This window comes from Leucobacter ruminantium (assembly GCF_017565705.1).
GTDB classification, from domain to species: domain Bacteria; phylum Actinomycetota; class Actinomycetes; order Actinomycetales; family Microbacteriaceae; genus Leucobacter; species Leucobacter ruminantium.
In genome coordinates, this window is sequence record NZ_JAGDYL010000030.1 from 1 (window position 1) to 24,976 (window position 24,976).

The 24,976-nt window shown below is 66.5% G+C and carries 24 protein-coding genes and 1 pseudogene; 11 read left to right on the plus strand and 14 right to left on the minus strand.

From position 1 onward, the window contains the following. Positions 1–178: 178 nt before the first annotated feature. The 3 genes and pseudogenes from J4H91_RS13655 to map all read right to left on the minus strand — a co-directional run bounded on the left by J4H91_RS13655 (position 179) and on the right by map (position 2,294). Complete coding sequence (locus J4H91_RS13655; RefSeq protein WP_341783557.1) at positions 179–1,276, minus strand: IS3 family transposase; 1,098 nt, start codon at positions 1,274–1,276, stop codon at positions 179–181. After that, a pseudogene (locus J4H91_RS15935) lies at positions 1,243–1,416 on the minus strand (transposase); the annotation flags it as partial. The gene J4H91_RS13655 and the pseudogene J4H91_RS15935, both read right to left, overlap by 34 nt. A 101-nt stretch (positions 1,417–1,517) precedes the next feature. Next, entirely contained in the window at positions 1,518–2,294 is a 777-nt protein-coding gene (gene map, locus J4H91_RS13660) for a type I methionyl aminopeptidase (RefSeq protein ID WP_208046812.1), read from the minus strand. Between the two features lie 68 nt (positions 2,295–2,362). Between map and J4H91_RS13665 the strand changes: the two genes are divergently transcribed. Continuing rightward, a complete protein-coding gene (locus tag J4H91_RS13665) occupies positions 2,363–2,659 on the plus strand; it encodes a helix-turn-helix transcriptional regulator (protein ID WP_208046813.1) in 297 nt (98 codons plus the stop codon). A 34-nt stretch (positions 2,660–2,693) separates the two neighbouring features. Here the strand turns inward: J4H91_RS13665 and J4H91_RS13670 are convergent, their stop codons facing one another. Then, on the minus strand, positions 2,694–3,665 hold the full coding sequence (locus tag J4H91_RS13670; RefSeq protein WP_024842407.1) for a GlxA family transcriptional regulator: 972 nt from the start codon (positions 3,663–3,665) through the stop codon (positions 2,694–2,696). A gap of 162 nt (positions 3,666–3,827) precedes the next feature. Here J4H91_RS13670 and J4H91_RS13675 point away from each other — a divergent pair, with 162 nt between their 5' ends. From J4H91_RS13675 to J4H91_RS13690, 4 genes are read left to right on the plus strand one after another with little or no spacing between them, the layout of a single operon-like run. Beyond that, entirely contained in the window at positions 3,828–4,505 is a 678-nt protein-coding gene (locus J4H91_RS13675; RefSeq protein WP_024842406.1) for a DJ-1/PfpI family protein, read from the plus strand. 37 nt (positions 4,506–4,542) lie between these two features. After that, the gene (locus tag J4H91_RS13680; protein WP_208046814.1) at positions 4,543–4,860 is read left to right on the plus strand and encodes a hypothetical protein; all 318 of its coding nucleotides are present in this window, start codon (positions 4,543–4,545) and stop codon (positions 4,858–4,860) included. Beyond that, the gene (locus J4H91_RS13685) at positions 4,857–5,342 is read left to right on the plus strand and encodes a membrane protein (RefSeq protein WP_024842404.1); all 486 of its coding nucleotides are present in this window, start codon (positions 4,857–4,859) and stop codon (positions 5,340–5,342) included. The genes J4H91_RS13680 and J4H91_RS13685 overlap by 4 nt, the downstream gene beginning before the upstream one ends. Positions 5,343–5,353: 11 nt before the next feature. Beyond that, positions 5,354–5,623, plus strand: coding sequence for a hypothetical protein (locus tag J4H91_RS13690; protein WP_243752996.1), 270 nt, complete (start codon positions 5,354–5,356; stop codon positions 5,621–5,623). 170 nt (positions 5,624–5,793) lie between these two features. On the opposite strand, the gene J4H91_RS13695 is transcribed toward J4H91_RS13690, so the two are convergent. Beyond that, positions 5,794–6,948 (minus strand): SGNH/GDSL hydrolase family protein, encoded by a 1,155-nt coding sequence (locus J4H91_RS13695; protein WP_208046816.1) that lies wholly within the window; start codon positions 6,946–6,948, stop codon positions 5,794–5,796. Continuing rightward, positions 6,932–7,540: a WHG domain-containing protein gene (locus J4H91_RS13700; protein WP_208046817.1), complete on the minus strand. Its 609-nt coding sequence runs from the start codon at positions 7,538–7,540 to the stop codon at positions 6,932–6,934. Before J4H91_RS13700 ends, J4H91_RS13695 begins: the two co-directional genes overlap by 17 nt. Positions 7,541–8,301: 761 nt before the next feature. Between J4H91_RS13700 and J4H91_RS13705 the strand changes: the two genes are divergently transcribed. Genes J4H91_RS13705 through J4H91_RS13720 form a run of 4 tightly spaced genes read left to right on the plus strand, consistent with a single transcriptional unit; the run spans position 8,302 to position 10,708 of the window. Continuing rightward, on the plus strand, positions 8,302–8,838 hold the full coding sequence (locus J4H91_RS13705) for a MarR family winged helix-turn-helix transcriptional regulator (RefSeq protein WP_341783558.1): 537 nt from the start codon (positions 8,302–8,304) through the stop codon (positions 8,836–8,838). Further along, the gene (locus J4H91_RS13710; protein WP_070638007.1) at positions 8,839–9,477 is read left to right on the plus strand and encodes a LysE family translocator; all 639 of its coding nucleotides are present in this window, start codon (positions 8,839–8,841) and stop codon (positions 9,475–9,477) included. Positions 9,478–9,503: 26 nt separating this feature from the next. After that, on the plus strand, positions 9,504–10,145 hold the full coding sequence (locus tag J4H91_RS13715) for a hypothetical protein (protein ID WP_083311016.1): 642 nt from the start codon (positions 9,504–9,506) through the stop codon (positions 10,143–10,145). Then, positions 10,142–10,708 carry a hypothetical protein gene (locus J4H91_RS13720; RefSeq protein WP_208046818.1) on the plus strand — a complete coding sequence of 189 codons (567 nt, stop codon included), beginning with the start codon at positions 10,142–10,144 and terminating at the stop codon, positions 10,706–10,708. Before J4H91_RS13715 ends, J4H91_RS13720 begins: the two co-directional genes overlap by 4 nt. Positions 10,709–10,894: 186 nt before the next feature. On the opposite strand, the gene J4H91_RS13725 is transcribed toward J4H91_RS13720, so the two are convergent. From J4H91_RS13725 to J4H91_RS13745, 5 genes are all read right to left on the minus strand, one after another. Next, on the minus strand, positions 10,895–11,926 hold the full coding sequence (locus J4H91_RS13725) for an alpha/beta hydrolase (RefSeq protein ID WP_208046819.1): 1,032 nt from the start codon (positions 11,924–11,926) through the stop codon (positions 10,895–10,897). A 292-nt stretch (positions 11,927–12,218) separates the two neighbouring features. Continuing rightward, entirely contained in the window at positions 12,219–13,415 is a 1,197-nt protein-coding gene (locus tag J4H91_RS13730) for an FAD-dependent oxidoreductase (protein ID WP_208046820.1), read from the minus strand. Positions 13,416–14,001: 586 nt separating this feature from the next. Beyond that, positions 14,002–15,114: a PA2928 family protein gene (locus J4H91_RS13735; protein ID WP_208046821.1), complete on the minus strand. Its 1,113-nt coding sequence runs from the start codon at positions 15,112–15,114 to the stop codon at positions 14,002–14,004. Positions 15,115–15,586: 472 nt separating this feature from the next. After that, positions 15,587–16,315, minus strand: a complete 729-nt coding sequence (locus tag J4H91_RS13740) for an MFS transporter (protein ID WP_208046832.1) — start codon at positions 16,313–16,315, stop codon at positions 15,587–15,589. A 40-nt stretch (positions 16,316–16,355) separates the two neighbouring features. After that, a protein-coding gene (locus tag J4H91_RS13745; protein ID WP_208046822.1) for an IS3 family transposase occupies positions 16,356–17,578 on the minus strand; the annotation gives its coding sequence in 2 pieces (ribosomal slippage) (positions 16,356–17,293 and positions 17,293–17,578; 1,224 coding nt in all). A gap of 116 nt (positions 17,579–17,694) precedes the next feature. Here J4H91_RS13745 and J4H91_RS13750 point away from each other — a divergent pair. Next, positions 17,695–17,907, plus strand: coding sequence for a hypothetical protein (locus tag J4H91_RS13750; protein ID WP_208046823.1), 213 nt, complete (start codon positions 17,695–17,697; stop codon positions 17,905–17,907). A 274-nt stretch (positions 17,908–18,181) separates the two neighbouring features. On the opposite strand, the gene J4H91_RS13755 is transcribed toward J4H91_RS13750, so the two are convergent. The 3 genes from J4H91_RS13755 to chrA all read right to left on the minus strand — a co-directional run bounded on the left by J4H91_RS13755 (position 18,182) and on the right by chrA (position 22,204). Next, positions 18,182–18,910: a VIT1/CCC1 transporter family protein gene (locus tag J4H91_RS13755; protein WP_208046824.1), complete on the minus strand. Its 729-nt coding sequence runs from the start codon at positions 18,908–18,910 to the stop codon at positions 18,182–18,184. A gap of 14 nt (positions 18,911–18,924) precedes the next feature. After that, positions 18,925–20,892: a heavy metal translocating P-type ATPase gene (locus J4H91_RS13760; RefSeq protein WP_341783559.1), complete on the minus strand. Its 1,968-nt coding sequence runs from the start codon at positions 20,890–20,892 to the stop codon at positions 18,925–18,927. 85 nt (positions 20,893–20,977) lie between these two features. Further along, positions 20,978–22,204, minus strand: coding sequence for a chromate efflux transporter (gene chrA, locus J4H91_RS13765; protein ID WP_208046825.1), 1,227 nt, complete (start codon positions 22,202–22,204; stop codon positions 20,978–20,980). A 218-nt stretch (positions 22,205–22,422) separates the two neighbouring features. Here chrA and mobF point away from each other — a divergent pair, with 218 nt between their 5' ends. After that, positions 22,423–24,969 (plus strand): MobF family relaxase, encoded by a 2,547-nt coding sequence (gene mobF, locus J4H91_RS13770; protein ID WP_460648301.1) that lies wholly within the window; start codon positions 22,423–22,425, stop codon positions 24,967–24,969. The last annotated feature ends 7 nt before the right edge of the window (positions 24,970–24,976 follow it).

Sequence of the window (24,976 nt, forward strand, 5' to 3'; positions counted from 1 at the left end):
CATCTCGTCGTCAACAACGACAGTGGTCGTGTCAGCCACGGCCATCTCCTTTCGGATCAGGCCGGACCCTCACACACCATTATTCAGACAGTCCCGCGATCGCGGTTCGCGGTGGCTCGAAGCTGCTTCACGACCGGCAAGAGGCACTGCACTTTGTGATTCGCCCTGGGTTTCGTTCCTATCGGGCGGTTTGGGAGACGGGTGTTCCCAAGGGTGTGTCGAGGCCAGCGTAGTAGTCGGCTTCGACCTCGGCGGGGGTGCGCATGTCCAGCTCTCCGTGGAGGCGCTGGTTGTTCCACCACCACACGTACTCGAGTGTCGCGAGTTCGACCTGCTCGACCGTGCGCCACGGGCCGCGGCGGCGGATCAGTTCGGTCTTGTAGAGCCCGTTGACGGCCTCAGCCATCGCGTTGTCGAAACTGTCGCCGACGGTTCCCGTCGAGGGGGTCGCGCCGAGTTCCTCGATCCGATCGGTGTAGACCACGGCGAGGTAGTTCGATCCGTGGTCAGCGTGATGGACGAGCCCGTTGAGGTTCCCGTCCGCCGCCCACGCGGCCATGTTCAGTGCCTGGAGCGGGAGGATGTCCGCTTTGAGCGTCGAGGCGACGTTCCACCCGACGATGCGGCGAGAGAACACGTCGGTGACGAATGCGACATAGGCGAACCCGGACCACGTCGCGACATACGTCACGTCTGCGACCCAGAGCCTGCGGGGAGCGTCCGCAGTGAACCGTCGCTGCACGAGATCCTTCGGCTTCTCGTTCGCCGAGTCGGGCTTCGTGGTGAAGACCTTCTTCGATCGCTTCACGCCGCGAACCCCAGCGAGTCGCATGAGCCGGCCGGTCTGGTCGCGACCGATTGCCCAGCCCTGCCGCCGCAGCAGCGCGTGCATCTTCCGGACCCCATAGACGCCATAGTTCTCCGCATGCAGCCGGGTGATCTCCGGGATCAGCAGCTCGTCTCTCAGCTGCCGGGCTGACGCCGGACGCGCTTTCGCGGCCCGGTATCCGCGGGCGGTGAGGAATCCCACCTCGGCCTGCCGCATCACACGGCACACGAGCTCGACCCCGAAACGATCACGCATCTTGTCGATGAACGCGATCATCTCGTCGAGGGGCGGCCGAGCTCGGTCGCGAAAAACACGCTCGCAGACGGGAGGATCTCGTTCGCCTTCTCCAACTCGGCGATCTGCTTCTTCAACCGCTTGATCTCGGCCTGCGCCTCGCTCGAGGTCCCCGACTGCCGGCCCTCGTCGACGTCGAGGCGCTTCTTCCACAGTCGAAGCGTCTCGGGGTTGACGCCGAGCATGGCGGCGACGTGCTTGATCGCAGCGTGATCGGTCTTGTGATCAGGGCGAGCCTCGCTCAGCATCCGCAGCGCGCGCTGGCGGAACTCATCCGGATACGGTCCTGGCATAACTCCATCCTCCAAAAGGAAAGGACGGAACGAAACTCAGCGCGAATCATCCTGACCGCGCACGCGGGCAGCGGCGGGGACCGGTGACGCTATCGGGGCACCTATTGCTGTGGGAGGGTGAGGATCTCGGCGCCATGGTCGGTGATCGCGATGGTGTGCTCGGTGTGGGCAGTGCGGCATCCGGTTGCGCTGCGCAGCGTCCACCCGTCGTCCGGGTCGGTGATGAGCCGGTCGGTATCGGCCATCACCCACGGCTCCAAGGCCAGCAGCAGCCCGGGCCGCAGCCGGTATCCTCGCCCGGGTCGTCCCTTGTTGGACACGTGCGGGTCCTGGTGCATCGTCGATCCGATGCCGTGACCACCGAACTCGGTATTGATCAGGTAGCCGGCGCCCGACAGCACCTGCTCGATCGCGTGCGAGAGGTCCCCCAGCCGCAACCCCGGCGCGGCAACATGAATCGCGGCCACCAGCGCCCGTTCGGTGGCGTCGATCATCGCGACGTCCTGCGGGTTGTGGGTGTCGCCGACGATGAAGCTGATCGCGGCGTCCGCCGCGATCCCGTCCTTGATGACCGCGAGGTCGAGGGTGAGCAGGTCCCCATCCGCGAGGCGGTAGTCGCGTGGCATGCCGTGCAGCACGGCGTCGTTGACGGCGGTGCAGATGTAGTGCCCAAAGGGACCGCGCCCGAACGAGGGCGCATAGTCGACGTAGCATGAGGTCGCACCGGCAGCATCGATCATCTCCCGCGCCCACTGGTCAACCTGGAGCAGGTTCGTCCCGACCCGGCAGCGGGCCTTGAGGCGCTGGAGAACGTCGCCGACGATGCGGCCGGTGACCCGCGCCCGGTCCAGCTCGCTCGGAGTGAGGATCTCGATCATCCGGCACCTTCCCGCCAGGTCTCCAATACTTATACCGGTACGACTATACCGTGATTAGTATTGGTGGCATGGTCAGATTGCCGCTCACTCGCGAGGACGTCAAACGCGGGCAGCGGCTCGGAGAACTACTCCGTGTCGCGCGCGGTCCACGTTCGATCCTTGACGTCGCGATCGAGGCGGGGATCTCCCCCGAGACGTTGCGCAAGATCGAGACCGGCAGGGTCGCCACACCAGCGTTTCCCACCGTTGCCGCGGTCGCCATCGTGCTCGGCCTGTCCCTCGACGACCTCTGGGCCCAGATCAGCACACCCCACGGATCACCTCCGGAGGCGCTGCCGTCAGCGGCGGTGTTGGCTTCGCGCTAACGACACCGCGCGCGGACCTGCTCATCCGCGGTGTTCACCGGGTCGCCTCGTCGTTGTCGTATGGCGGACGGCCGGAGAATGTTGCGCGGTATTCGCTGGGAGAGACTCGGGTGGCGCGGCGGAACTGGTCGCGGAAGGCGCTGGGGCTGCTGAAGCCGACCTGTCGGGCGATGCGCTCGATGCTGTGGTCGGTGGTCTCCAGCAGCTCCTGCGCGTGCCGGATGCGCACACCGGTGACCCATTCCATGGGAGCCTGCCCGGTCTCCTGGTGAAAACGTCGGGTCAGAGTACGGATGCTCGTGTGGGCTGCTGTTGCGATGTCGGCGAGCGTGAGCGGACGGTGGGCGTTCTCCTCGATCCACACGAGCACGTCCTCCAGCGTGGCGGTGCGGTAGGTGGGCGGATTCCGGACGATGAACTGCGCCTGCCCTCCTGTGCGGTGCAGCGGCGCGACCGCCAACCGTGACGCGTGGGCGGCGACCGCTGCACCGAAGTCCCGACGGATCATGTGCAGGCACAGGTCCAGCCCTGCGGCCGCACCCGCCGAAGTGAGCACCTGCCCATTGTCGGTGTAGAGCACATCCGGCTCCACGATCACCCGCGGGAACCGTCGTGCGAGCAGATCGGTGGCGAGCCAGTGGGTCGTCGCGCGCTGCCCATCGAGGAGCCCTGCGTCTGCGAGCACGAACGCCCCCACGCAGATCGAAGCGATGCGCGTCCCCGCCGCCGCTGCCGCACGGAGCGCGTCCGCGACGCCGTCCGGGAGCGGCGCGGCCGCGTCGTTGCGCCCTGGAACCATGATCGTGTCCGCCCGCTCCAGCGCTTCGAGACCCACGCTCGTGGCGATCTGGAGGGGGCCCGCGTCGACCGTGGGCGCCGTCCCGGCGACGATCACCCGATACGCCAGGCGCCCGTCCGGGAGCGTCACACGACCAAACGTCTCCACTGCGGTGGCCAGATCGAACGCGATCACATCAGGAAGAGCGAGCGCGACGACGGTGTACATACCGTGCATCCTACAGATATTCAAGCGCGAGATTGACGTTCAGAACGCGTGGCCAGATTCCGGCGATCATTGGCCATCGGGCCGATTGTGCCCGATCGGAACAGGCCGGAGACTCGATAGCGTCGCCGCCGTTTCCGCCAACGCAAGGGAGTTCCCGTGTCGATGTCCGTGCAGATCGTGCTGTTCGACGGGTTTGATCCGCTCGATGTGATCGCGCCGTTCGAGGTGTTCGTCGCAGGCAGCGAGTACTTCCTCGACAACGCACTCGACATCACTCTGGTCAGCGCCGAAGGGGCGCGCGATGTCGTCTCCGGCTCGCAAGGCCTCAGGCTCCGCGCGACGGCGGCGCTCGATCCCCACCGGCCGGGGATCGTGCTCGTGCCCGGTGCATCCGGGCCGGTTGACGGCGACCCCGACGAGGGCGCCGAGACGATCCCGGTCCTTTTGGCACGGTTCGCGGCGACCGGGGCGATCCCGCTCATCGCCAACGCGATGCGCGACCCCGACGTCCTGGTCACGGCAGTGTGCGGCGGCTCGCTCGCGCTAGCGATGGGCGGACTCTGCGAGGGCCGCAACGTCGTCACCCACACCCTCGGAATGCCACTGCTGGAGGCGACCGGCGCGACAGCGGTCAACGCCCGCGTCGTCGACGACGGCGACCTCGTCACCGCCGGCGGCGTCACCTCCGGGCTCGACCTGGCGCTCTACCTCCTAGAACGGCACTTCGGACCCCGGATCGCCCACGCTGTCGAGGAACTCTTCGAGTACGAGCGACGCGGCACCGTCTGGCGCGCCGCCGGCAAGGCCCCTGCCACGGTGCCCGAAGCCCCCACGCCGTGAGCATCCGGACCTGAGAACGAAAGGAACACCAAAGCGAATGAACCCCATCTGCGGTGACTGGCGACTGAGGATGAAAACTCCCATCGGGACCATCGAAGCCGACTACCACTTCGAAGAACATGACGGTTCGGTCACCGGGACGGCGCACGGCGCGGGCGAAGCAGTCCCCCTGACCGACCTTGTGACCGAAGACACCCCGGATGGCCAGCACGCCACGTGGAGACAGCAGATCACCAAGCCCCTCCGGCTCAACCTCGAATACGACGTCACCATCACCGGCGACAGCCTCACCGGGGTATCCCGAGCCGGACGGTTGCCGCAAACCCACGTCACCGGAGAGCGGGTCACCCGATGAGCGCCTTCCTGCTGTCTGTCCACGTCCTCGCCGCAATCCTCACCATCGGGCCCGTCGCGATCGCCGCGAGCATGTTCCCCCGGTTCGCCCGGCTCGCACTGGCATCCCCGGACGATCCCCGAAAGGCCGCGGTGGCACGCATCCTGCACCGCGTCACCCGCGTCTACAGCGTGATCGCCGTCCTGGTGCCCGTGTTCGGGCTGGCCACAGCGGCGAGCATCGGCGTCCTCGGCGACGCGTGGCTGATCGCGTCGATGATCCTCACCGCGATCGCCGCGGTCCTGCTCATCGCCTTCATCCTGCCCAGACAGTCACGCCTCGTCCGCGCTCTCGACCCCGACGCAGCCGATCCGGCCCAGCCCTCGCTCGACCGGATCCCGGGGAGCCTGAGCATGGTCACCGGGATCTTCAACGTGGTGTGGGCCATCGTCGTCGTCCTCATGATCTACCGGCCGGGATCGACCACGGGAGTCGGGCTATGAGTCCACGCCGCATGCTCCAGATCGCGGGGACGGCCGAACTGGTCACCCTCATCCTCATGCTCGCCAACATGCTCACCGTGCATGCACCCGCGATCTCGCAGATTCTGGGGCCGCTGCACGGCCTGGCGTACATGGCCACCGTCATCATCGCGATCCTCGTCCGCGGTGACCGACACATCGTCTGGGTGCTCTCCCTCATCCCCGGCATCGGCGGACTCCTCGCCGCCCGCTCCGCCTCCCCCCAGCAACTCGATCGGCACATCCTCGACGAGGACGTGTAGCTCGGCCTGCGCCGGGGGCGGGATCAGCCGGTCGACGGCATGGTCACGACGGGCGCGCGCCGTACGAGAGGCATCAGACGGCCGCGACGTATCAGTCAGCTCGTCGAATCCTCTACGAAGGCTGGGGATCTGGCTCGCTCAACGCAACGACCAGATCAACGCAGTCACTGTCACCTTGTGGTGGGGATCGCCCCCTCAACGCCGAAAACCTCCTCGGCGAACCTCTCCCCGAGAAGCCGGTGGGTGGCCGCATCAGGGTGGAGGTCGTCTGGGAGTGGATGTGACTGTGCATCGCTCGCCCCGTAGAGGGCCATTCCGTCGAGTTGGAAAAGGTTCGGGTCGGACGCGGAACGGTCGTGAACTACCCGGTCGATGTCAGCGCGGATCGTGGCGAGATCAAGCTTTCCACTTCGGACCTCCGCTGGGTCGCCGGCAGCGACGAATCTCGTCTCTCCCCGGGAGAGCGCGTCAGGGTCGAACGCTCCGGGCCCGGGTGTGTGTTCGAAGATCGGGCTCCACAGCGGGGTGACCAGCAGCAAAGGCGTGTCGGGGTGACCGTCCCGGATCACGTCGAGGAAGCCATGGAGTGCCGGGGCGAAAGCGCGACGGCGCATGAGATCCGCGTTGACGATGTTGATCCCCACTTTCACGGAGATCAAGTCGGCGGGCAGATCCCGTATCGTTCGTGCGACGAACGGGTCCAGTAGGGCACTGCCACCGAAGCCCAGGTTCGTGAGTTCTACGCCTCCGAGACGCGCGGCAACCGCCGTCCAGATGGTGGCCGCGCTGGCTGCGTTAGATCCCTGGCTGATCGAGGACCCGTAATGAACCCATGTTGGAGCTGGCCGGTGCGCCGGAGCGAGCGGCTCGTCTGCGTCAATGGAGATCAGTTCGACTGACTCCGAATACGGCAGCCATATCTCGACCATACGTTCCACGCCACCGGACACGCCGAGCTCAAAGGTCAGCTCTTCCGGCTCGGCCTCTGAGCGGGTGATCTCGCCAGTGGTGAGGTCACGAAGGATCTGAACCGCGCTCGAAAGCGAGGCCGAGGCGACGAGTTCCCCGTCGACGAGTACATCGAACACGCCCGGCGCACGCAGCGGAACGCCGACGTAACCGAAACGTTCAGCGCGAGCCGCAAGTGTCACGCGTGTCGCGGCAGATCGAAAACCGATTCGTACTCCCGCGGGCTGCGCTTCGACCAGCTCGAGTTGCGCGTCTGCTTGACGTCGAGCCCATTCAGGCAGACGATGCGGACGAACCCCGGTCTCGGTGCGCTCGATCTCGACAGCACCACGAACAAGTTCAGCTGTGATCTCCATCAGATCCTCCTTCACGTTCATCTAGATGTGTTGGCCAGTGACTCAGTAGCTGGTGCAACGCGTCGATGCAGCGTTGCCAGCTGACCTCAGGGTCGGGCTGCGAGTGCGCGAACGCACCCGATCGCTGCAGGTCGATGTATCCGTGGATAGTTGCACCGATGAACCGGACGGCATGCACCTGCTCCTCTTCCGGAACCTCGTATCCCCTCAGTACCGCCGCAGTCAGCTGCACATGCCGCGGGCCATCACTCGAACGCGCAGTCGGCGAATCCAACCGCAGGTGCGCAGCCTCATACCGTCCAGGATGATCCGCCGCATATGACCGATACGAGGCTGCCAAGGCCGTCAACGCGTCACGCCCCGACCGGCCCGACAGCGCCACGGACAACCGGTCAGAAAGCTCAGAAAGCGCCTGCAGTGTCATGCGCGTCTGCAGATCCCGCAAACTGCGAACGTGCGTGTACAGACTCGCGGTCTGCACCCCGGTCCGTCGGGCAAGAGCAGACATTGTGACGCGCTCCAGTCCCTGCTCATCCGCAAGACGACACGCGTCCTCCACGAGGCGCTCCGCCGTGAGTCGCACACGATTCACTTCATCACCTTCCTTTGTTAGGATTTAACCTAACATGTTTAGGCTACTGGTCGGCATCGACGCGAAGAGCGGAGGCTATCGCCATCAGCCGATGAACCGCCTCACCGCCCCCTCCAGCGCCCAGGGCACGAGAGGTTTCATCGGCTCCTGTGGAGTGAACCTGCGTCAACGAATGGACGTTCGAGCGTTGCCCGATGCGACATTACGTAGCGTCACGTTCCGTGTCGGGTCTCTCACGTGCTTGGCGCCGCCGTAGAACGGTTTCGGTGCGCAGGCGACACTCCCGCGAAGACGAGAGCCAGGTGAGGCCCGCCGCCCTCGTTCAGGATCGCCGGTGCTGGGAATGAGTCGCCCGGTGACCCATCGTGGGTGATGTCTGAGAGTAGCGTCCCTGGCGTCGAAGAGCTTGTAGATCGGGACAGCGCCGTGGACGAGGACGAAGCTGTGGAACCGGGCATGCGATGAGATAGCGGAGCTGACTGGCGATCTACCTTGCCTCGTTCCGGAGGTCGGTCAGGGCCGCGAGCACATTGCTAATCGCATTCGACATCAGCACGCGCCTCGTCACCATGAAACTCCGACGAGCAGACTCATGACCCGACAGTCGTGCAGCGCTGGTGTCCGTCTAGTTGAATCGCCGGGACGTCCGTCCGCTTCGCTGACGACTCGGCGGACCAAGCGAACGTGACGACTTCTTCACGTCATGCAGCACCCTCCGATACTATGATCGTCGAAAGATTCGTCAGTCGAAGGAGGCTGGGGTGGGCTCGTCGCGAGAAGAGGCCGCGGAGGCTTTCGGCGTCGCTGTTCAGCAGTATCAACGGGTGGTGCAAGCCTTCGATGACGCGGTCGGTCGCACATTGGGTCTTGGGGCGACGGAGCTGCGGTGTCTGGACTGGCTGACGGACGGCGCAATGTCCTCGGGCGAGTTGGCGAAGGCTGTTGGGCTGCTGCCTGCGGGGACGACCACGCTGGTCGATCGCCTGTCCCGTCGCGGTTTCGTGCGTCGTGGGCCGGCACCGGCGGACCGTCGGAAGGTCTTGGTCGAGTTGACTCCGGAGGGGCAGGAGGTCCTCTGGAGGATGTACGGACCCCTCGTGCAGGATGGGCACCGGCTTCTGGAGGAGTTCGACGCCGAGCAGATCCTCGCCTTCGAACGGCTCCTGTCCGCGATGGCGAACAATGCAGAAGAACACACTCGGCGAATGGCAGCGGACCCCGGGACGCTAGCCCGTGAGATGACAGCCCCGCCGCATCGAAGACGTCGCGCGGGGCGAGGACAAGTAGAGGAGAAGTAAATGCCGGATATGCAGGCGCTTGTAGCGTTCGCCGTGATGTCCTTGGTGCTGATCGTGGTGCCGGGGCCGAGCGTGCTGTTCGTCATCGGCCGTTCCCTGGCGCTGGGCCGGCGGGGCGGACTGTTGAGTGTGCTCGGCAACGAGCTCGGCGGTTTGCCTCTTGTACTCCTGGTGTCGGTGGGGCTTGGTGCAGTTGTCGCGCAGTCCGCGGTGGTGTTCCTGGTGGTCAAGCTGCTGGGGGCGGGCTATCTCGTGTATCTGGGAGTGCAGGCGATCCGGCATCGGCGCGTGGACACCGGCGCGATGACCGCTTCCAGGCAGGGCGCGTCGTCGTGGAGCGTGCTGCGGGAGGGATTCATCGTCGGTGTGACGAATCCGAAGACAATCGTGTTCTTCGTGGCGGTGCTGCCGCAGTTCGTCAGTCCGGAAAACGGGCCCGTCGCGGTGCAGATGGCGATCCTGGGGCTCGTGTTCACGGCGATCGCATTCGCCTGCGATGCGTGCTGGGCCCTGGTGGCCTCCGCGGCGCGTCAGTGGTTCGCGACCTCGCCGCGCCGGCTGTCGACGATGCGCGCGACCGGCGGCGGGATGCTCGTCGGCATGGGCGCGACCCTCGCCCTCGCCCCCGCCAAGAGCTGACCGGCGTGCACGAAAAGCGTAGAGCGGTGGCGGATCACCAGGATGAGCACCTGCTGGAGCGGGCGAGGCGGCTCGACCAGGAGGCATGGGCGATGTGTGAGCGCCTTGGCCTGTGGCGCCGGCTGGAGAGCGTCGGCGCTCCGGTCGTGGTCGGCGCCGCCGGCCTGGGCGTGATCGATCGGCGGGACATCGACATCACCACCTCATGCGTGGCGCTGAACGAGGAGACCATCGGACGCATCACCTCTCTGGGGGCGGAACTCGCCTCGCACGAAGACGTGCGGCAGGTCGTGATCCGGGACGACACCGGCCGATGGAACACCGACCCGCGATACCCGGACGGCTACTACCTGGGGCTGGAGATCATGTCGCCGCGCGAGAAGCTGTGGACCGCGGATCTGTGGTTCGTCGGCGAGCCCGAACGCCAACCCGACCTCGAGCACCTCCGCCGCTTCGCACCACTCGTAACCGACGAATCCCGCGGGGCCATCCTGGCCCTGAAGCGCTCGGTCCGAACGCGTGGCACAGGCGATGACCCCGTCCCCGGATACCTGGTCTATGAAGCCGTCATCCAGGACGCCGTCCGCTCGGAGACGGAGTTTCAGGAGTGGTTGAACCGCCGGAGAACCGAATTCGCGGCCCACGACGAAGGGCCCAACGCATCATGAACGACAGACTCTCCGCGCTCGGGCGAGTCAACGCGCTGCTCGTCGCGCCGCACGCGACGAGGCCGGAGCTCGCGCTCGGATACGGTGCTGCCCTGATGGGAGCTGCGGCTGCGACAACGGGCGGAATCGTCTCCGGATACGGGGCCGCGCACGTGCTCGTCCTCGCCGTGCTCGGATTCGACATCGCCGGCGGTGTCGTCGTCAACGCCACACGGGCAGCGGCACGACGCTTCCATCACGGCCCGCACTGGCGACGGCGCTCCGTGCTGTTCGTCGCAGCGCACGTGCACCCGTTCGTCGTCGCGCTGCTCTTCCCCGCACAGTCCTGGTCGGCAAGCGCCATCCTCTACGTGGGCCTGGTCGTATCTGCGCTGCTGATCACCTCGACGCCGCTCGCGCTCCGTCGGCCAGTGGCTTTCGCCTGCGCCGCCGCGTTGATCACGTGGACCGTCGTGACCGCGCCGACGGAGGACGCGCTGGCCTGGATCGCGCCGCTGCTCGTCATCAAACTGCTGCTCGCGCACCTGCTCACCGACAGCATCCCGACACCAGAAGCCACATGAGCATGGGCGTGTCCACGATGTCTGATATCTCATCCGGATCAGCGGCGGCTAGCGGAGCATTCCGAGCGACGACCTCATTGAGAGAGCGAACCTCGGCCTGGCGCGGCTCGATGCCCTCGCTCTGTGGCTAAGTGACACCGCGAAGGACATCCCTTAGGCGCTTCTGAGCCTGCAGTGGCCTGTTGGTCACCCCAAAGCTCGCTGCAGAAAGTCATCAACGCCGTCAGTCAAGGCTGAGCAGCGTAGTGAATCGAACCGGTCCAAGGTGTGGTGCCCCCCGGGTAGCTCGACGTAGACGACCTGATCGGCCGAGGCATCGCGCAACTGCTCGGCCATCGTCCGCGCCATTGCCGGGGCGACCATGGGATCGCGGTCGCCGTGAACGATCAGGGTCGGCGGTATGTCGACTGACGAGGTTCTTCCGGTTGCCTCGCTGAGGTAGTCTTCGGGCGCGGAGGGAAGTCCGCGTGTTGGCGCGGGACCGTAGTACCCGTACAACCCGATGACGGCCGACACTCTCGTATCGGCGTCTTCGAACCCCGGCTGGAACCGTGGGTCGCCCGCAGTAAGAGCGCAGATCGTCGCGATATGAGCACCGGCGGACCCTCCGACGAGAACGACGGTCTCAGGATCAGCCCCGTAGTCTCTGGCGTGCTCCCGTGTCCAGGCAAGCACCCGTTTCGCGTCGACTACCTGGTCGGGGAACACCGCGGGTTCGAGGCGATAGTCGGCGCTGATGCCGATCCAGCCCGCTGCTGCCAGTTGTTCCATCAACAGGCGCGCCTCTTTGCTTCGGCGGCCGCTAAAGAAGCCCCCGCCATGGAAGTGGATGACGAAGCCCTTGGCGGCTTTCAGATCACGTGCACGATAGAGATCGAGGAGGTGTGCTGCCCGGTCGGGGCCATAGCGGATGGCGCTAGTCCGTTCCACGCTGCGCCGACGGAGGCGTGCCGGGGCCAGCGCGGCGCGCAGCCAATGCCGCCAACCCGGTGATCGTGACAGACCGACGTCGCCATAAGCGGCAGCCAATGAGTCAGAGATGGCGGATCGTCCACGGCTCGCCAAGACGATCACGGCGACCTGCCCGATCGCGGCCAGCGACGAAAGCGCCAGTGCCACGCCCCCGACGATCGAGAAGGGCGCGCCCTCCGCAATTGCCAACGTTGTTGACGTGGCATTCAGGAGGAGGAAGATGTGCGGCAGTTCACTGCCCGCCATGGCGAGTACTGACGTCGGTGTAGCTCGCGGTCCGTTGGTCGGTCGGGGCCACAACGATAGATACGTGATTGCGGCGGTGACTACGCTGCCTATCAGGTATCCGATGGGGGCGTGAGGCAATATGTTCCTCCGATCAGCAATGCGACCAATAAGAGCGCGCTAAGGCCTGACAGGTTTCAGGTCGCGTCCTCCGCATACCCTGCCTAGGAGTGGGTGCGTCGAACGGAGCCAGGTTTCGTGAAATGCGACGGCGTCGGCTATCGCGATCCAGTCCGGGGCGACTGTAGCGACGTCAGGGTGGTGTGACGCCAGCGGGGAGGGTGGCGCGGTGGTCGGTTATCCAGGCCTGCGTGTCTCGTGTGGCGATGCGCTGGAAGACGATGCGCAGGATGGCGTCTTGGACGATGCGTTGCATGGAGCCGGCTGTCTTGGAGCTGCTTGAGCGTGCTCCTTCGGCGACGATGCGTTCGACCCGGCGGCGCCGCTGCTCTTCGAAGGTGGTGAATGCACGCTCGGGCGTGGTCTCCGTGTGGAGACAGGAGGCGAGGACGACGGCATCTTCCAGTGCCATCGAGGCGCCTTGGCCTGAGCTCGGGGCGGGCGCGTGGATCGCGTCACCGACGAGTCCGAGGCGTCCTCGGTGCCAGGTGGGGACGTGGGGCAGGTCGTAGGTATTGTCGCCGGCGAGTTCGAGTCGGCCGGTGGTGATGAGGTCGTGGAACGGGCCGGGATCCGCGGCGGCGAGGTCGGCGAGCAACGCCTGCCACACCGCTGGGGGAGTGGTGGCCCGCTCCTGGCGTGAGACGGGCTGTCGTGGGACATTGGCGAACCATACGACGTCGCCCGCTGGGGTCGGCAGTGCGCCGAAGAACGCGCGCCTGCCGAAGACCAGTCGCCACGCGCCTGGTTCCAGGCTTGCCGCGAGCGCGGTGCTCTCCGTGATCCCGCCAAAGTTGGCCAGCCCCATGTAACGCCTCGTCGGCGCTTGTGGGTCGATCGCGGAACGTACCACCGAGTTGATCCCATCGGCCCCGATCACGAGGTCCCCGGCGATCGTCTCACCTGATTCCAATGTCACGCTGGCTCCGCGATCGTCCGTGGATGCGCTAGTCACGCGGGACTGCGAGCGCACCTCAATGCCCCGTTGCCGTGCCAGATCCGTCAAAGCTGCGGCCAGTCGGGTTCGCTTGAACGACAGCGCCACTGTGCCGTCCTCGCGTGCGGCTCCGAGGGGGATGACACCGAGGGTGCGTCCCGATGCGCTCACCATGACGTTCCGATCGGTGGGGACCCCGAGCCCGCGAACCTGCTCCAGCGCCCCGATCGCGTCGAGTGCGGCGACACCGTTGGCCGCGATGGTAAGCCACGACCCGACCTCGCCCCTGTCGGCCGGGTTCGCATCCAGCAGAAGGGGTTCGATCCCCACAGCCTGCAACGCCATCGCCGTCGCCGGCCCCGCGATACCTCCGCCCACGACCACCGCACGCATCCCACACCTCACTTATTCGATCAATAGATAATTCGACAATCGAAAGGATTCCACGAGGTTCACCTCTGAGTCAACCCGCACCGGGGGCCGGACATCGCCCTCGTCCGATGACTGATGACCACGCTCGCCCATGCCGCTGGCGCGCGCCGTGGCGTATCAGATGATCGCCGGACTCCGCGGCATGCAGCCGACGATGAGCACGCAGTCATCCGGGCAGCGCGACCGGACCTGGCGCTGACGTCCTTCGTCGTGAAAAAGCGCGATGATCTCAGCCGACTCCCAAGAGGTTCGTGATGGCATGCTGGCCGCCGACGTCTGTCCGAGCCCGCGGGCGGTCTTCCCCTCGCTGTTGGATTGCGTCCAATGCGGCGACCGCGAGGTCGGCTCCGAGACCGGTTGGGGAACGGGGCGGTCGCGCGGCTGATGGCCCGGTACCTCTCCGTCGCCTTAACGGGGTGCGCACGAGAGGCGTTGTCGTCCCTCGACGCCCTCTTCGCCGCAGTCTCGGGCTAGGTCCGCGCTGGGCCAGGCCATTCGACGGGAGGTCGAGATCTCGCCACTCATTCCCGAGCTGAAGCAGCTCGGGTCACCACCCGAGCCATCCCCGTTCGCCGATCACCGACGCGCGGATGGAGTCGGCGGTGGCGATGACGAGGAGGCCTTGCTGATCCGCATTGGGGACCGTCATCACGACGTATCCGGCCGCGTCGACCGTGACGGTGTCGATCCCCGCGCCGGACGGGACATCGAGCCGCGCCTGCGCCGTTCGGGTCTCGAGGTCGGCGACCTGGTAGGTGTACCTGCCGCCCTCGTGCGCCTCGGACACCGCGAACCCCTGGTCGGAGCCGGCTGCGTATCCGGTGCTCGGGTCGAGCACGATGTTCGCGGTCCAGGCGTCGTCGGGCGCCCAGGAGGCGTGCAGCATGTTGGTGTCGGGCACGATGCCGGTCAGCGGGTCCGGCTCCGGCTCCGGTCCCGGCAGCCGAGCCTTGTGGTTCGTGGCGTCTTCCATCGTCTGCGAGTACAGGAACGGATCGGGCTCGGTGACGGTGAGCTCGCCCTCCCAGCGGAGCGAGACGTCCGGCGGTGCAGGCTTCGCGGTGACGGAGCCGACGGGGATACCGAGCACGGCGTCGTCGCGGTCGCGCAGCACGACCTGCCGGGACGGTGCGTCATAGGCGTAGGACGTGCGTGAGGCGACGTAGTCGTCCTCCAGCCCCGGCACCTGCTCGTCGCGGACCTCGACGCCGCCCGTCGCGGCGTCGAGGATCACCAGCCCGTCGTCGGTGCGGACGTAGGCGTAGTCGCCGCCCACGGCGAGGGCCTCGGCCCCGATCGACGGGAAGTCGTTGGAGAGCATCGTGTCCCACAGGCGCTCTCCGGTGTCGAGATCGAACGCGGTGGCCTGCACGCTGTAGCCGATCGAGTCGATGCGGAACAGGTCGACGTGCGGGAAGGTGTCGGTCTCGTACGCGAGCACCGCGACGTGACGACCTCCGGTGATCTCTCCGGTGGCGATCGCATTCGACGGCCGCGTCTCGGCCGGGCTGGTCGTCGTCTCGATGAGGGTGACGACGCCGGCGATCGCGAGCAACGGCACTACGACCCAGACAGCGGGCATCAGCCACCGACGGCGCTTCCTGCCGTCACGCGGATGCTCGCCGCCTGCAGGCGAGCGGGTCCGCTTCGTCCGATCCATCCCGCTCCTTTCCTGTGACTGGGATTCTCCCACTGGCGCGGGAAAACCCCGCTGCCGAGACGGCCGGATGGGTCCCCTCACCGTGCATGGGCCGCGGCAAGCGATCCTCGACCTCGCTGTAAGCCCCACGAAGGAGCGTAACCGCGCCCGAGGACCGCAATATCGGTTAGCGCCGTCCCGTGAGCACGGTGCCGGCCCGGTCCTGTCGCCTGTCCTCTGCCGTGGCGACGCCCCATGTTCTTGCCAGGAGCTGTTCTTGTGGAAGCAAGGAAGGCTGTGATACTTGGGCTTGAACAAACGCCGCGTGGACATGTCGCAGCCCCCTACGCTCCTCCAGACGCTTCTCCGGCTTTTGGGTGCGCTTTTGGGTGCGCCGCGAGGCCCCCGTTTGCGTATCGATGCTGGGGTCGCATTTGTCCGTAATCCGCTTCGGGAACGCCGCATCGGCTGTGGGTATTCTCGGCCTTCAGCTCTATCGCACTCCTTCGTGAGCTTGAACGGTGGTGTCCGGCGTGGCGGTGGGCGGGGTGGCTGTGGTCGCCTTCGGCATCGCCGGGGTGAGGGCGAGTCCGACAGCGAGGAGCGCGGCGGCTGCGAGAAGGCTGTATGCGGTGGCGGTCGCGGAGCCCTGGCCGACCGCGGTGAAGTAGAGGGTGCCGAAGAGGGCGATGCCGGTTGCGGTGCCGAGCTGGACGGTCGTGTTCATGATGCCTGAGGCTGATCCTGCTTGTTCGGGGATGGTGTGGGCCATGTACGAGGCGAACAGGGAGTTCAGGGCTGTGCCCATGCCTGCCCCGAACGTGAGCGCGGGGACGAGTATGGTCCATCCGTTCAGGTCCCGTCCGAGCAGGAGTGCGAGAACGGCGATCACGGTGAGGCTGGCGAGGGTGCACGTCACGGCGGCCGCGGTGAGGACTCTCCCGAGCCGGGCGGTGAACCGGAATGCGAGGACGTTCCCGGCGACGATGCCGGCGGTTGCCGGCACGAACGTGAGGGCTGCCTGCAGGGGGGTGTATCCAAGGGTCTCCTGGAGGTGGAGCGTGAGGACGAAGAACACCGCGACCGACGCGTTGACGACGAACAACACCGCCTGGACGGCGAGCAGGCTGGTCGAACGGAGCAGAGCGGGGTCGATCAGAGGCTCTGCTCCGCGTCTTGCGGATGAGCGCTGGGCGGTGAGGAAGAGCGCGAACAGGGGGATGCTTGAATTGGCCTGGTTTCAGTTCCGACCGGTTTTCCTGTCAGCCGGTCAGTGACAGAAGCGTCTCGGTTCCAGCGTAGTACGCCTGCTCGACCTCGGTTGGTGTGCGCATGTCGAGTTCTCCGTGGAGGCGTTCGTGGTTCCACCACCACACATATTCGAGCGTCGCGAGCTCGACCTGCTCAACCGTCCGCCACGGCCCTTGCTGACGAATGAGCTCGGTCTTGTAGAGGTTGTTGACCGCCTCAGCCATCGCGTTATCGAAACTGTCGCCGACAGTTCCGGTCGAGGGCACCGCTCCGAGTTCCGCGATGCGATCCGTGTAGACCATGGCGGTGTAGTTCGACCCGTGATCGGCGTGATGGATGAGCCCATCGAGCCGGCCGCCTGACTGCCAAGCCGCCATATCGAGCGCCTGCATCGGCAGGACCTCAGACTTCAGCGTCGCAGCAACGTTCCAGCCCACGATCCTGCGCGAGTACACGTCGGTGACGAACGCGACATACGCGAACCCAGACCAGGTAGCGACGTAGGTCACGTCGCACACCCAGAGCTTGCGCGGCCCATCCGCGACGAATCTCCGGTTGACTAGATCGGCAGGCAGTGCCGCCGCTTTGTCGGAGCGCGTGGTGAACACTCGCTTTGATTTCCGCACCCCGCGCACGCCCGCGAACCGCATCAGACGCTCGGTCTGGTCGCGGCCGATCTTCCACCCCTCACGCTTCAGCAGCGCGTGCATTTTCCGGCGTCCGTACACGCCATAATGCTTGGCGTGGAGCTGCTGGATCTCCGGCACGAGGAGTTCATCGCGCAGCTGTCTCGCTGACGCGGGCCGCTGTTTCGCGGCCCGGTACCCGCGGGAGGTAAGGAACCCACGAACTGCCGCACGCAGCGTACGACAGAGGAACTCGACCCCGAAACGATCACGATACTCGTCAACGAATCTGATCATTTCGTTCGTGGTCGGTCGAGTTCCTTCGCGAAAAACACGCTCGCAGCTTTAAGAACTTCGTTGGCCTTCTTCAGTTCGGCGTTCTCGCGTCGCAGGCGTCGGTTCTCTTCGGCCATATCGCTCGTGACGCCGGGCGTCACACCGGTATCGATGTCGTAGCGGCGCTGCCACACGCGCAGCGTCTCCGGACTCACTCCAAGGAGGCCACCGACGTGACGGCAAGCCGCGGTCAGAGACCCGTGCTCGGGGCGGGCCTCAGCGAGCATCCGGAGTGCACGCTGACGAAGTTCAGGGTCGTATGTGCTTGGCATCGTAGTTCCATCCTTGTATAAAGATCGGAACTCAACCCAGGCCAATTCACTGACCGGCTGACAGGAAAACCGGTCGGAACTGAAACCAGGCCAATTCAGTACGAGGATACCCGTGGGTGCACGACGCGGGCCTGCGCATGAGAGACCAAGGACAAGCGTTCCACGCCGAAGTGTTCCTTGTCCCTGTCGAGGGCCTGAACCCAGAACTGGAGGTCCTGGACGCAGCAGGGAGAGAGCTGCGCGCGATCGACTGGAAGCTCCAGGACGTCGTGCTGATCCCGGCACTCGAGATCCCTGAGGAAGCGCACCGTTCGCCCAGTCCTTCGTGAACCGCTCGCGCCATGAGAGGAGGCGGTCTCGATGCGCGGGACGAGCGCTGGCGACCGCTACAAGTATCTGTTGCGCTCAGTGGGCGCAGACGATAGTGACTGGAGCTTTTCGGCCCCGCTGGCTCGCTGCTTCGCCGAGGCCGGTCTCTTCCGCCCGCCGAGTCGGTTCCAACCCCACCCAGCTTGATGGAGGCCGCTCATCGTGGGAGCGCAGAGCCGAACGGGCTGTGAAACGTCACGGTCACGGTCTGCTGGGTTCAGTGGTCTTCTCCGCTCAGCCGACGGCTACGCCGAAGAGCAAGCCGATGAGGTACGTCGCAATCATCGTCGCTGAGCCCATAACCACATTTCGGAGGATCGCGCGTCCGCGCGGGGCACCGCCGAGCGCTGCGCTGATCCAGCCTGTCAGGAACAAACCGATCGCCACCGAGACCGCAGCGATCCAGACACGGTTCTCGCCGAACGGCAGGAGGATCATGACGAGCGGTATCAGCGCTCCCAGCGCGAACGAGACGAATGACGAGACCGCCGCCACCCAGGGGTTGGTGAACTCATCGGGGTCAATGCCGAGTTCGACCTCCGCGTGGGCCGCGAGAGCGTCTTTCGCGGTGAGCTCGATCGCAACTTGACGCGCGAGATCGTCCGAGAGCCCTCGCTGACGGTAAAAGCCAGCGAGTTCTTCAAGTTCTTGTTCGGGTATGGTCGCGAGTTCCCACTTTTCTTTGGCGATCAGCGCCTTCTCGGTGTCGCGCTGGGTGCTCACCGAGACGTACTCGCCTCCGGCCATAGAGAACGCCCCCGCGACCAAGGCGGCGATGCCCGCCGTGGCGATCACGAGAACGTTGCTCGGTGTCGCCGCTGCGACACCGATTACGACGCCTGCGGTTGAGACGATGCCATCATTGGCCCCCAGTACGCCGGCGCGCAGCCAGTTGAGGCGCTGGCCCGTGCCACGCTCGTGAGGTTCGCCGGGATGGGCCTGGGCTGCTGTTTCTCTATCCATAAGTCTCGCTGCTTTCAGATCTCAGTGCGTTCACCGTACGCGCTGCCGGTCAATGGGTGAGCCGCGCCGACTGCGCCGGTGGGCGGTCGTTTGAGCGTCCGTTCGGAGCGTGGCCCGACGGCGCGCAGAGCGCCGAGGATCGCGACGAGATCGACGACCTCTTGGAGCCAGGCACCGATCAGCGCGGGGAGGAATCCGAATGCTGCGACGAGCATGAGGGCCACGCTGATGATGATGCCGAGCCAGATGCTCTGCAGCGCGATCCGCACTGTGTCCTTCCCAACTCGCACGGCAAGCGGAAGGGAAGCGAGGGTGTCGTACCGGTTCACGATGTCGGCGGACTCGCTCGCAGCGGTCGCGCCCCGGGCCCCCATCGCGAAGCCGATGTCGGCGGCGGCGAGCACCGGGGCGTCGTTGAGGCCGTCGCCGACCATGATGAGTGGTCTGGGCTGCACGGCGCTCACGATGCGCACCTTATCGTCGGGCCGGCACTCGGCATACACCTCATCGATACTGAGGTCCGCCGCGATCGGCTCGGCCGTGGCCGCCACGTCTCCGGTGACCATGAGCGTGCGCTCGATCCCGAGCCGTTGCAAGTCGCTGAGCGCCTGCGTAGCTTCGTTGCGGACCTGGTCGCGCATCACGATCGCGCCCGCGAAGCGGTCGTCGACGGCGACGTAGATCGCGAGCTCCCCGGGCATGAGCACAGCCAGTTCGAGGGACGGGGCGAACTCACGGAGCCAGGAGGGTTTACCCACCCGCACCGTGACCACCTCGCCTGTGCTTTCGGATGCGAACTCCGCGGCGACGCCGTTGGTGGCGACCTCTTCGGCTCCGAGCGCATCCAGCAATGGGTAGCCGTGCCGCTTGGCCGCTGCGACGACCGACGCTGCGAGCACGTGGGACGAGTACACCTCGGCCGATGCGGCGAATCGGAGCACGCTCATCTCGTCGAAACCGGAGCCGGTGAGGATGCGTTCGAGTACCGGCCGCCCGGTCGTGATAGTGCCGGTCTTGTCGAACGCCGCGGAGCGTGCACGCGAGAGCTGTTCGAGAGTGCCGCCGCCCTTCACGATAAGCCCGAAGCGCGCAGCCCGGCTCATGCCGCCGAGAAACGCGACCGGTGCGGCGATCAGCAGCGGGCACGGGGTCGCGACCACCAGCACCTCGGCGAACCTGACTGCCTCGCCGCTGACCGCCCACGCGATGCCCGCGATGACGAGCGAGAGCACCGTGAACGGCACCGCGTAGCGGTCAGCGAGGCGCACCACCTTCGCCTTGCTACCCGCGGCCTGCTCGACCAGGCGCACGATCTGCTGGTACTCACTGTCCGAGGCCAGCGCGACAGCCCGCATCGTAACCGCTGTCGCACCGTTCACCGCTCCGCTCGAGACGCGCTCGCCCGCGACCCGCTCGACCGGCAGGCTCTCACCCGTGAGCGAGGACTCGTCGAGCACGGCGTGCGCCGACACGAGCACCGCGTCCACGGGCACGAGCGCACCGGGCCGCACGAGCAGCAGATCGCCCACTTCGACCGCTTCGACAGGCACATCCTCGGTGGACGCTTCGGCAGTCGAGCCGCCCGCTGGGACGATCTCGTCTCGCAGCAGCCGGGTTGCCTGCTGCGGGGCTTTGCGCAGCAGCGCGGTGAGCTCGCGCTTCGAGCGGTTCGCGGCATAATCCTCGAGCGCCGCGCCACCGGTGAGCATCAGCACGACCACGAGCGCGGCCCACGGTTCACCGACGAGCACCGCCGCCGAGATCGCGGTGACCGCGAGGATGTCGAGCCCGGCGTGGCCTCTGATGAGCTGGCGGATCATGCCGACCGCCTCCCAGCCCGCGATCGCCAGCGCGTACGCGCCGACGAGCCAGGGGGCGGTATCTCGCGCAGGGGTCGCGAGCAGGATCAGGCCGACCATCGCGATCAGCAGGGTCGCGAACACCAGCGGATACGCCTTGGCTGCGGCAGAAACTCGTCTCACGCTGCAAGCTTCCCAGATCGCGGGCGTCGGCGCATCGCAGGCGAGCCTTGCCTCAGCATGCTTCGGTCTCGGCCGAGGGCGTGGTTCACAGCAGCAGCGCCCCCAGCCCAGCAGCTCCCAGCACCACCGCCCAGGCGGGAGCCTTCCACGCGGTCAGTGCGACGAATGCCACTGCGACGATTACGAGAGAGTGCGGTCCGGTGACGCCCTCGGTGAACACCGGATCGTACAGGGCCGCCGCGAGCAAGCCAACGACACCGGCATTCACCCCCATCAAGGCTCGTTGCACGCGGAGGGCTCGGCGCAGACGATCCCAGAACGGCAACACTCCGATGACGAGGAGGGCCGAAGGGAGGAACACTGCGACGAGAGCGATCGATGCTCCGAGCCCTCCCGAGGGGCCGCTCGTCGTGACCGCGCCGAGGAAAGCGGAGAACGTGAACAACGGACCAGGCACCGCCTGCGCGGCTCCGTACCCGGCCAGGAACGCGCCGGGCTCTACGAGCCCAGTCTGCACCGTCTCCGCCTGCAGGAGCGGCAGCACGACATGGCCGCCTCCGAACACGAACGAGCCCGCACGGTAGAAGAGGTCGAACAGCCTGAGCTCCGCATCTCCTGTCGCTGTTGCGAGGAGCGGGAGGCCCACTAGAAGCAGGACGAACGCGATCAGGCAGCCGATCGAGACGCTCCGGTGCAGGCGCACCGGAAACCGATCCTCAGTCCTGACGGATGCCCCGGTGTGCGCGGTGCGCGCAAGGAACAGCAACCCGCCGATGCCCGCGGCGATCATGGCACCAATCATCGCGAGCGGACCCGGCACGAGCAGCACGAACACCATGACCGCGACCGCGATCGTCGCGCGACGAGCATCGGGGGTGAGCGATCTCGCCATAGCGAGCACGGCATGGGCGACTACCGCGACCGCAGCCGCCTTCAACCCGAGTACCCAGCCCGCCTGCGAGAGATCCCCGATCGCACCGACGCCGAGCGCGAAAGCGAAAAGCAGAATAGCCGAAGGGAGCGTGAAGCCGGCCCAGGCGGCGAGCAAGCCCGCGATGCCGGCGCGCTGCAGGCCGATCGCCATGCCGACCTGACTCGACGCCGGGCCAGGCAGGAACTGGCACAGCGCGACGAGATCCGCGTAGGCGCGGTCGCTGAGCCATCCTCGCCGCTCGACGAACTCGGTGCGGAAATAGCCGAGGTGAGCGACCGGCCCACCAAACGACGTCAAACCGAGCCGCAGGAACACGAGGAAGACCCGCCCCGATGAACCCGGGAGCGGGCGAGACGCAACTGAATCGGGGGCTCCCATCCCATCAAGTCTGCCGCTGAAACCGCGCCTTGGAAAGCCACTCGCCAGCTGACACCTAACGTTCATATTGGTTCGCATGACTCCGAAACGCATTTGCCTATTTGCTGCCGGATCTACCCCGCTTCCCACCAGTGCTCTCGGCAACAAGATGGAAGCCGTCTGGCGCTCAGGGCTTGACCCAAGCCTTGGATTCCTACCTACCGGATGTGACGGTTTCGATGCGCGTGATGAGCGCCGGTGACGGCTACAAGTATCTGCTGCGCTCCGTCGTCGCTGGCGACGGAGACCGGAGCCTTTCAACGCCGCTGACTCGCTATTACGCCGAGGCCGGGAACCCTCCCGGCCGCTGGCTCGGCTCCGGCCTCACCCAGCTCGGCGAAGGCCGCATCACTCCCGGCGAAGAGGTATCGGAGCAGCAGCTCCAGCTCCTCATCGGCATGGGCTGCGACCCGGTGACAGGCGACCCGCTCGGCCGCGCCTACCCGGTGTACCAGACCCCCGCTGAGCGCATCGCGGAGCGTATCGAAGTCCTCGACGCTAACCTCGGTCCGGCCTCGCGCGCGGAAGCGATCGCCGAGATCGAAGCCGAGGAACACGCACGCGGTACCAGAAAAGCCGTCGCCGGATACGACTACACCTTCTCGCTCCCGAAGTCAGCGTCAGTGCTGTGGGCGGTCGCCGATGCCGGTACCCAAGCGCTCATCGCCGACGCGCACCATGCAGCGATCGCCGAAGTGATCGACTTCATGGAACGAGAAGTCGCCGCCACCCGTGTCGGCATGACCGGCGCCGACGGCGGCGCGGTCGCCCAAGTCGATACCTTCGGACTCACCGCAACCGCCTACGACCACTACGACTCCCGCAGCTCCGACCCGCACCTTCACACGCACGTCGTCGTGTCCAACAAAGTGAAGACCACGCTCGACGGGCGATGGCGGTCCTTGGATGGGCGGCCGATGCACGCCGCGACCGTCGCGCTCTCCGAGTTGCACGAGGCGATCATCGCCGACCACCTCACCCGGCTGCTCGGCGTGGAATGGGAGGCGCGGGATCGCGGCCGCGACCGCAACCCGGCCTGGGCGATCAGGACGGTGCCGGAAGAACTCGTGCTCGAGTTCTCCACCCGCGCACGCCAGATCGACGCCGAGAAAGACCGCCTCATCACGGAATACGTCGAGAAGCACGGCCGGCAGCCCTCGGCCGCGGCGATCATCAAGCTCCGCGCGCAAGCCACGCTGTCCACGAGGCCCGAGAAGCAGGTGCGATCCCTCGCCGATCTCACGCTCGAGTGGCGCAAGCGCGCCACGACGCCGCTGGGGCGGGAGGCATCGGAATGGGTGCGAGAGGCGATCCCGGCAGCACCTGCAAGGGTCCTGCGCGCCGATGACCTTCCCTTGGATGAGATCGAGAAGATCGGCCGCGCCGTGATGGAGGTCGTGGGTGAGAAGCGGTCGACCTGGCACCGCTGGAACCTGACCGCCGAGGCCGCACGGCAGACGATGGAGTACCGCTTCGCGACGGCGCGGGATCGGGAGGCCGTCACCGGAATGGTCGTCGATGCCGCCGAGCGTGCCTCGTTGCGGCTGACGCCGCCGGAACTCGCGGCGACGCCGGCCCGGTTCCAGCGGCCGGATGGGTCGAGCGCGTTCCGTCCCCGCCACGGCACCTTGTACTCGTCCGAGGCGCTGCTCGATGCGGAGAAGCGGCTTCTCGAACGCTCCCGCACCTTGACCGGCCCCGAGCTCCCGCTCGCCCTGATCGAACGAGTCATCAGGCGGCCGGATCGGGAGGGGCGGATGCTCGGCCCTGACCAGGCCGACGCGCTCACCCGGATCGCGGTCTCCGGCCGTCAGCTCGATCTCCTCGTCGGCCCGGCCGGCACCGGGAAGACGACCGCGATGCTCGCGCTCCGCACGGCCTGGGAACAGCAGTATGGTGCCGGGTCTGTCGTCGGACTCGCCCCGTCAGCGGTCGCTGCGGAAGTGCTCGCCGGAGATCTCGGGATCAAGACCGAGAACACCGCACGGTGGTGGACGCTGCACATCATGACCGGCAGGACATTTCGGGCGGGTCAGCTTGTGATCGTGGATGAGGCGAGCCTCGCCGGTACCCTCGCACTCGACCGCATCACCGGAGCTGCGGCGAAGGCGGGTGCGAAGATTCTGCTCGTCGGCGACTACGGTCAGCTCCAATCCCCGGCAGCGGCCGGCGCGTTCGGGCTCCTCGCCGGCGACCGCCACGACACCCCCGAGCTCTCCACGATCCACCGCTTCACGCACGAATGGGAGAAGACCGCATCGCTACGGCTCCGCCTCGGAGAACCCGACGTGATCGGCGTCTACGAGGACGCCGACCGGATCATCGGCGGCACCACCGACGACATGACCGCAAGAGCCTACGAGGCATGGAGGGCGGACCGTGAAGCCGGGATCGCGTCGATCCTTGTCTCTGACTCCGGCGAATCGGTTGCGGCGCTGAATCTGCGCGCCCGCACCGAGCTCATCCTCGCCGATGTCGTGAACCCGCTCCGAGGCGAAGTTACCCTGGACGGCGGCGCCCGGGCTTCTGTCGGTGACACGGTGATCACGCGGAAGAACGAGCGGAAGCTGCGCGCTCGGTTCTCGTGGGTGCAGAACGGGAACAGGTGGACGATCACGAAAGTGCGCCGCGATGGATCAGTGACCGTGCGCCCCGCTGGCCCAGGCCGTGGCGAGTCGATCGTGCTCCCCGCCGATTACGTCGCGCAGCACGTTGACCTTGGTTAGCCGAGGT

Bases quoted from the DNA above. Each gene is read 5' to 3' on its own strand.
- map (WP_208046812.1), bottom strand. From the start codon at position 2,294: ATGATCGAGATCCTCACTCCGAGCGAGCTGGACCGGGCGCGGGTCACC.
- J4H91_RS13665 (WP_208046813.1), top strand. From the start codon at position 2,363: ATGGTCAGATTGCCGCTCACTCGCGAGGACGTCAAACGCGGGCAGCGG.
- J4H91_RS13670 (WP_024842407.1), bottom strand. From the start codon at position 3,665: ATGTACACCGTCGTCGCGCTCGCTCTTCCTGATGTGATCGCGTTCGAT.
- J4H91_RS13675 (WP_024842406.1), top strand. From the start codon at position 3,828: ATGTCCGTGCAGATCGTGCTGTTCGACGGGTTTGATCCGCTCGATGTG.
- J4H91_RS13680 (WP_208046814.1), top strand. From the start codon at position 4,543: ATGAACCCCATCTGCGGTGACTGGCGACTGAGGATGAAAACTCCCATC.
- J4H91_RS13685 (WP_024842404.1), top strand. From the start codon at position 4,857: ATGAGCGCCTTCCTGCTGTCTGTCCACGTCCTCGCCGCAATCCTCACC.
- J4H91_RS13690 (WP_243752996.1), top strand. From the start codon at position 5,354: ATGCTCCAGATCGCGGGGACGGCCGAACTGGTCACCCTCATCCTCATG.
- J4H91_RS13695 (WP_208046816.1), bottom strand. From the start codon at position 6,948: ATGGAGATCACAGCTGAACTTGTTCGTGGTGCTGTCGAGATCGAGCGC.
- J4H91_RS13710 (WP_070638007.1), top strand. From the start codon at position 8,839: ATGCCGGATATGCAGGCGCTTGTAGCGTTCGCCGTGATGTCCTTGGTG.
- J4H91_RS13720 (WP_208046818.1), top strand. From the start codon at position 10,142: ATGAACGACAGACTCTCCGCGCTCGGGCGAGTCAACGCGCTGCTCGTC.
- J4H91_RS13725 (WP_208046819.1), bottom strand. From the start codon at position 11,926: ATGGCGGGCAGTGAACTGCCGCACATCTTCCTCCTCCTGAATGCCACG.
- J4H91_RS13730 (WP_208046820.1), bottom strand. From the start codon at position 13,415: ATGCGTGCGGTGGTCGTGGGCGGAGGTATCGCGGGGCCGGCGACGGCG.
- J4H91_RS13735 (WP_208046821.1), bottom strand. From the start codon at position 15,114: ATGGATCGGACGAAGCGGACCCGCTCGCCTGCAGGCGGCGAGCATCCG.
- J4H91_RS13755 (WP_208046824.1), bottom strand. From the start codon at position 18,910: ATGGATAGAGAAACAGCAGCCCAGGCCCATCCCGGCGAACCTCACGAG.
- chrA (WP_208046825.1), bottom strand. From the start codon at position 22,204: ATGGGAGCCCCCGATTCAGTTGCGTCTCGCCCGCTCCCGGGTTCATCG.
- mobF (WP_460648301.1), top strand. From the start codon at position 22,423: ATGCGCGTGATGAGCGCCGGTGACGGCTACAAGTATCTGCTGCGCTCC.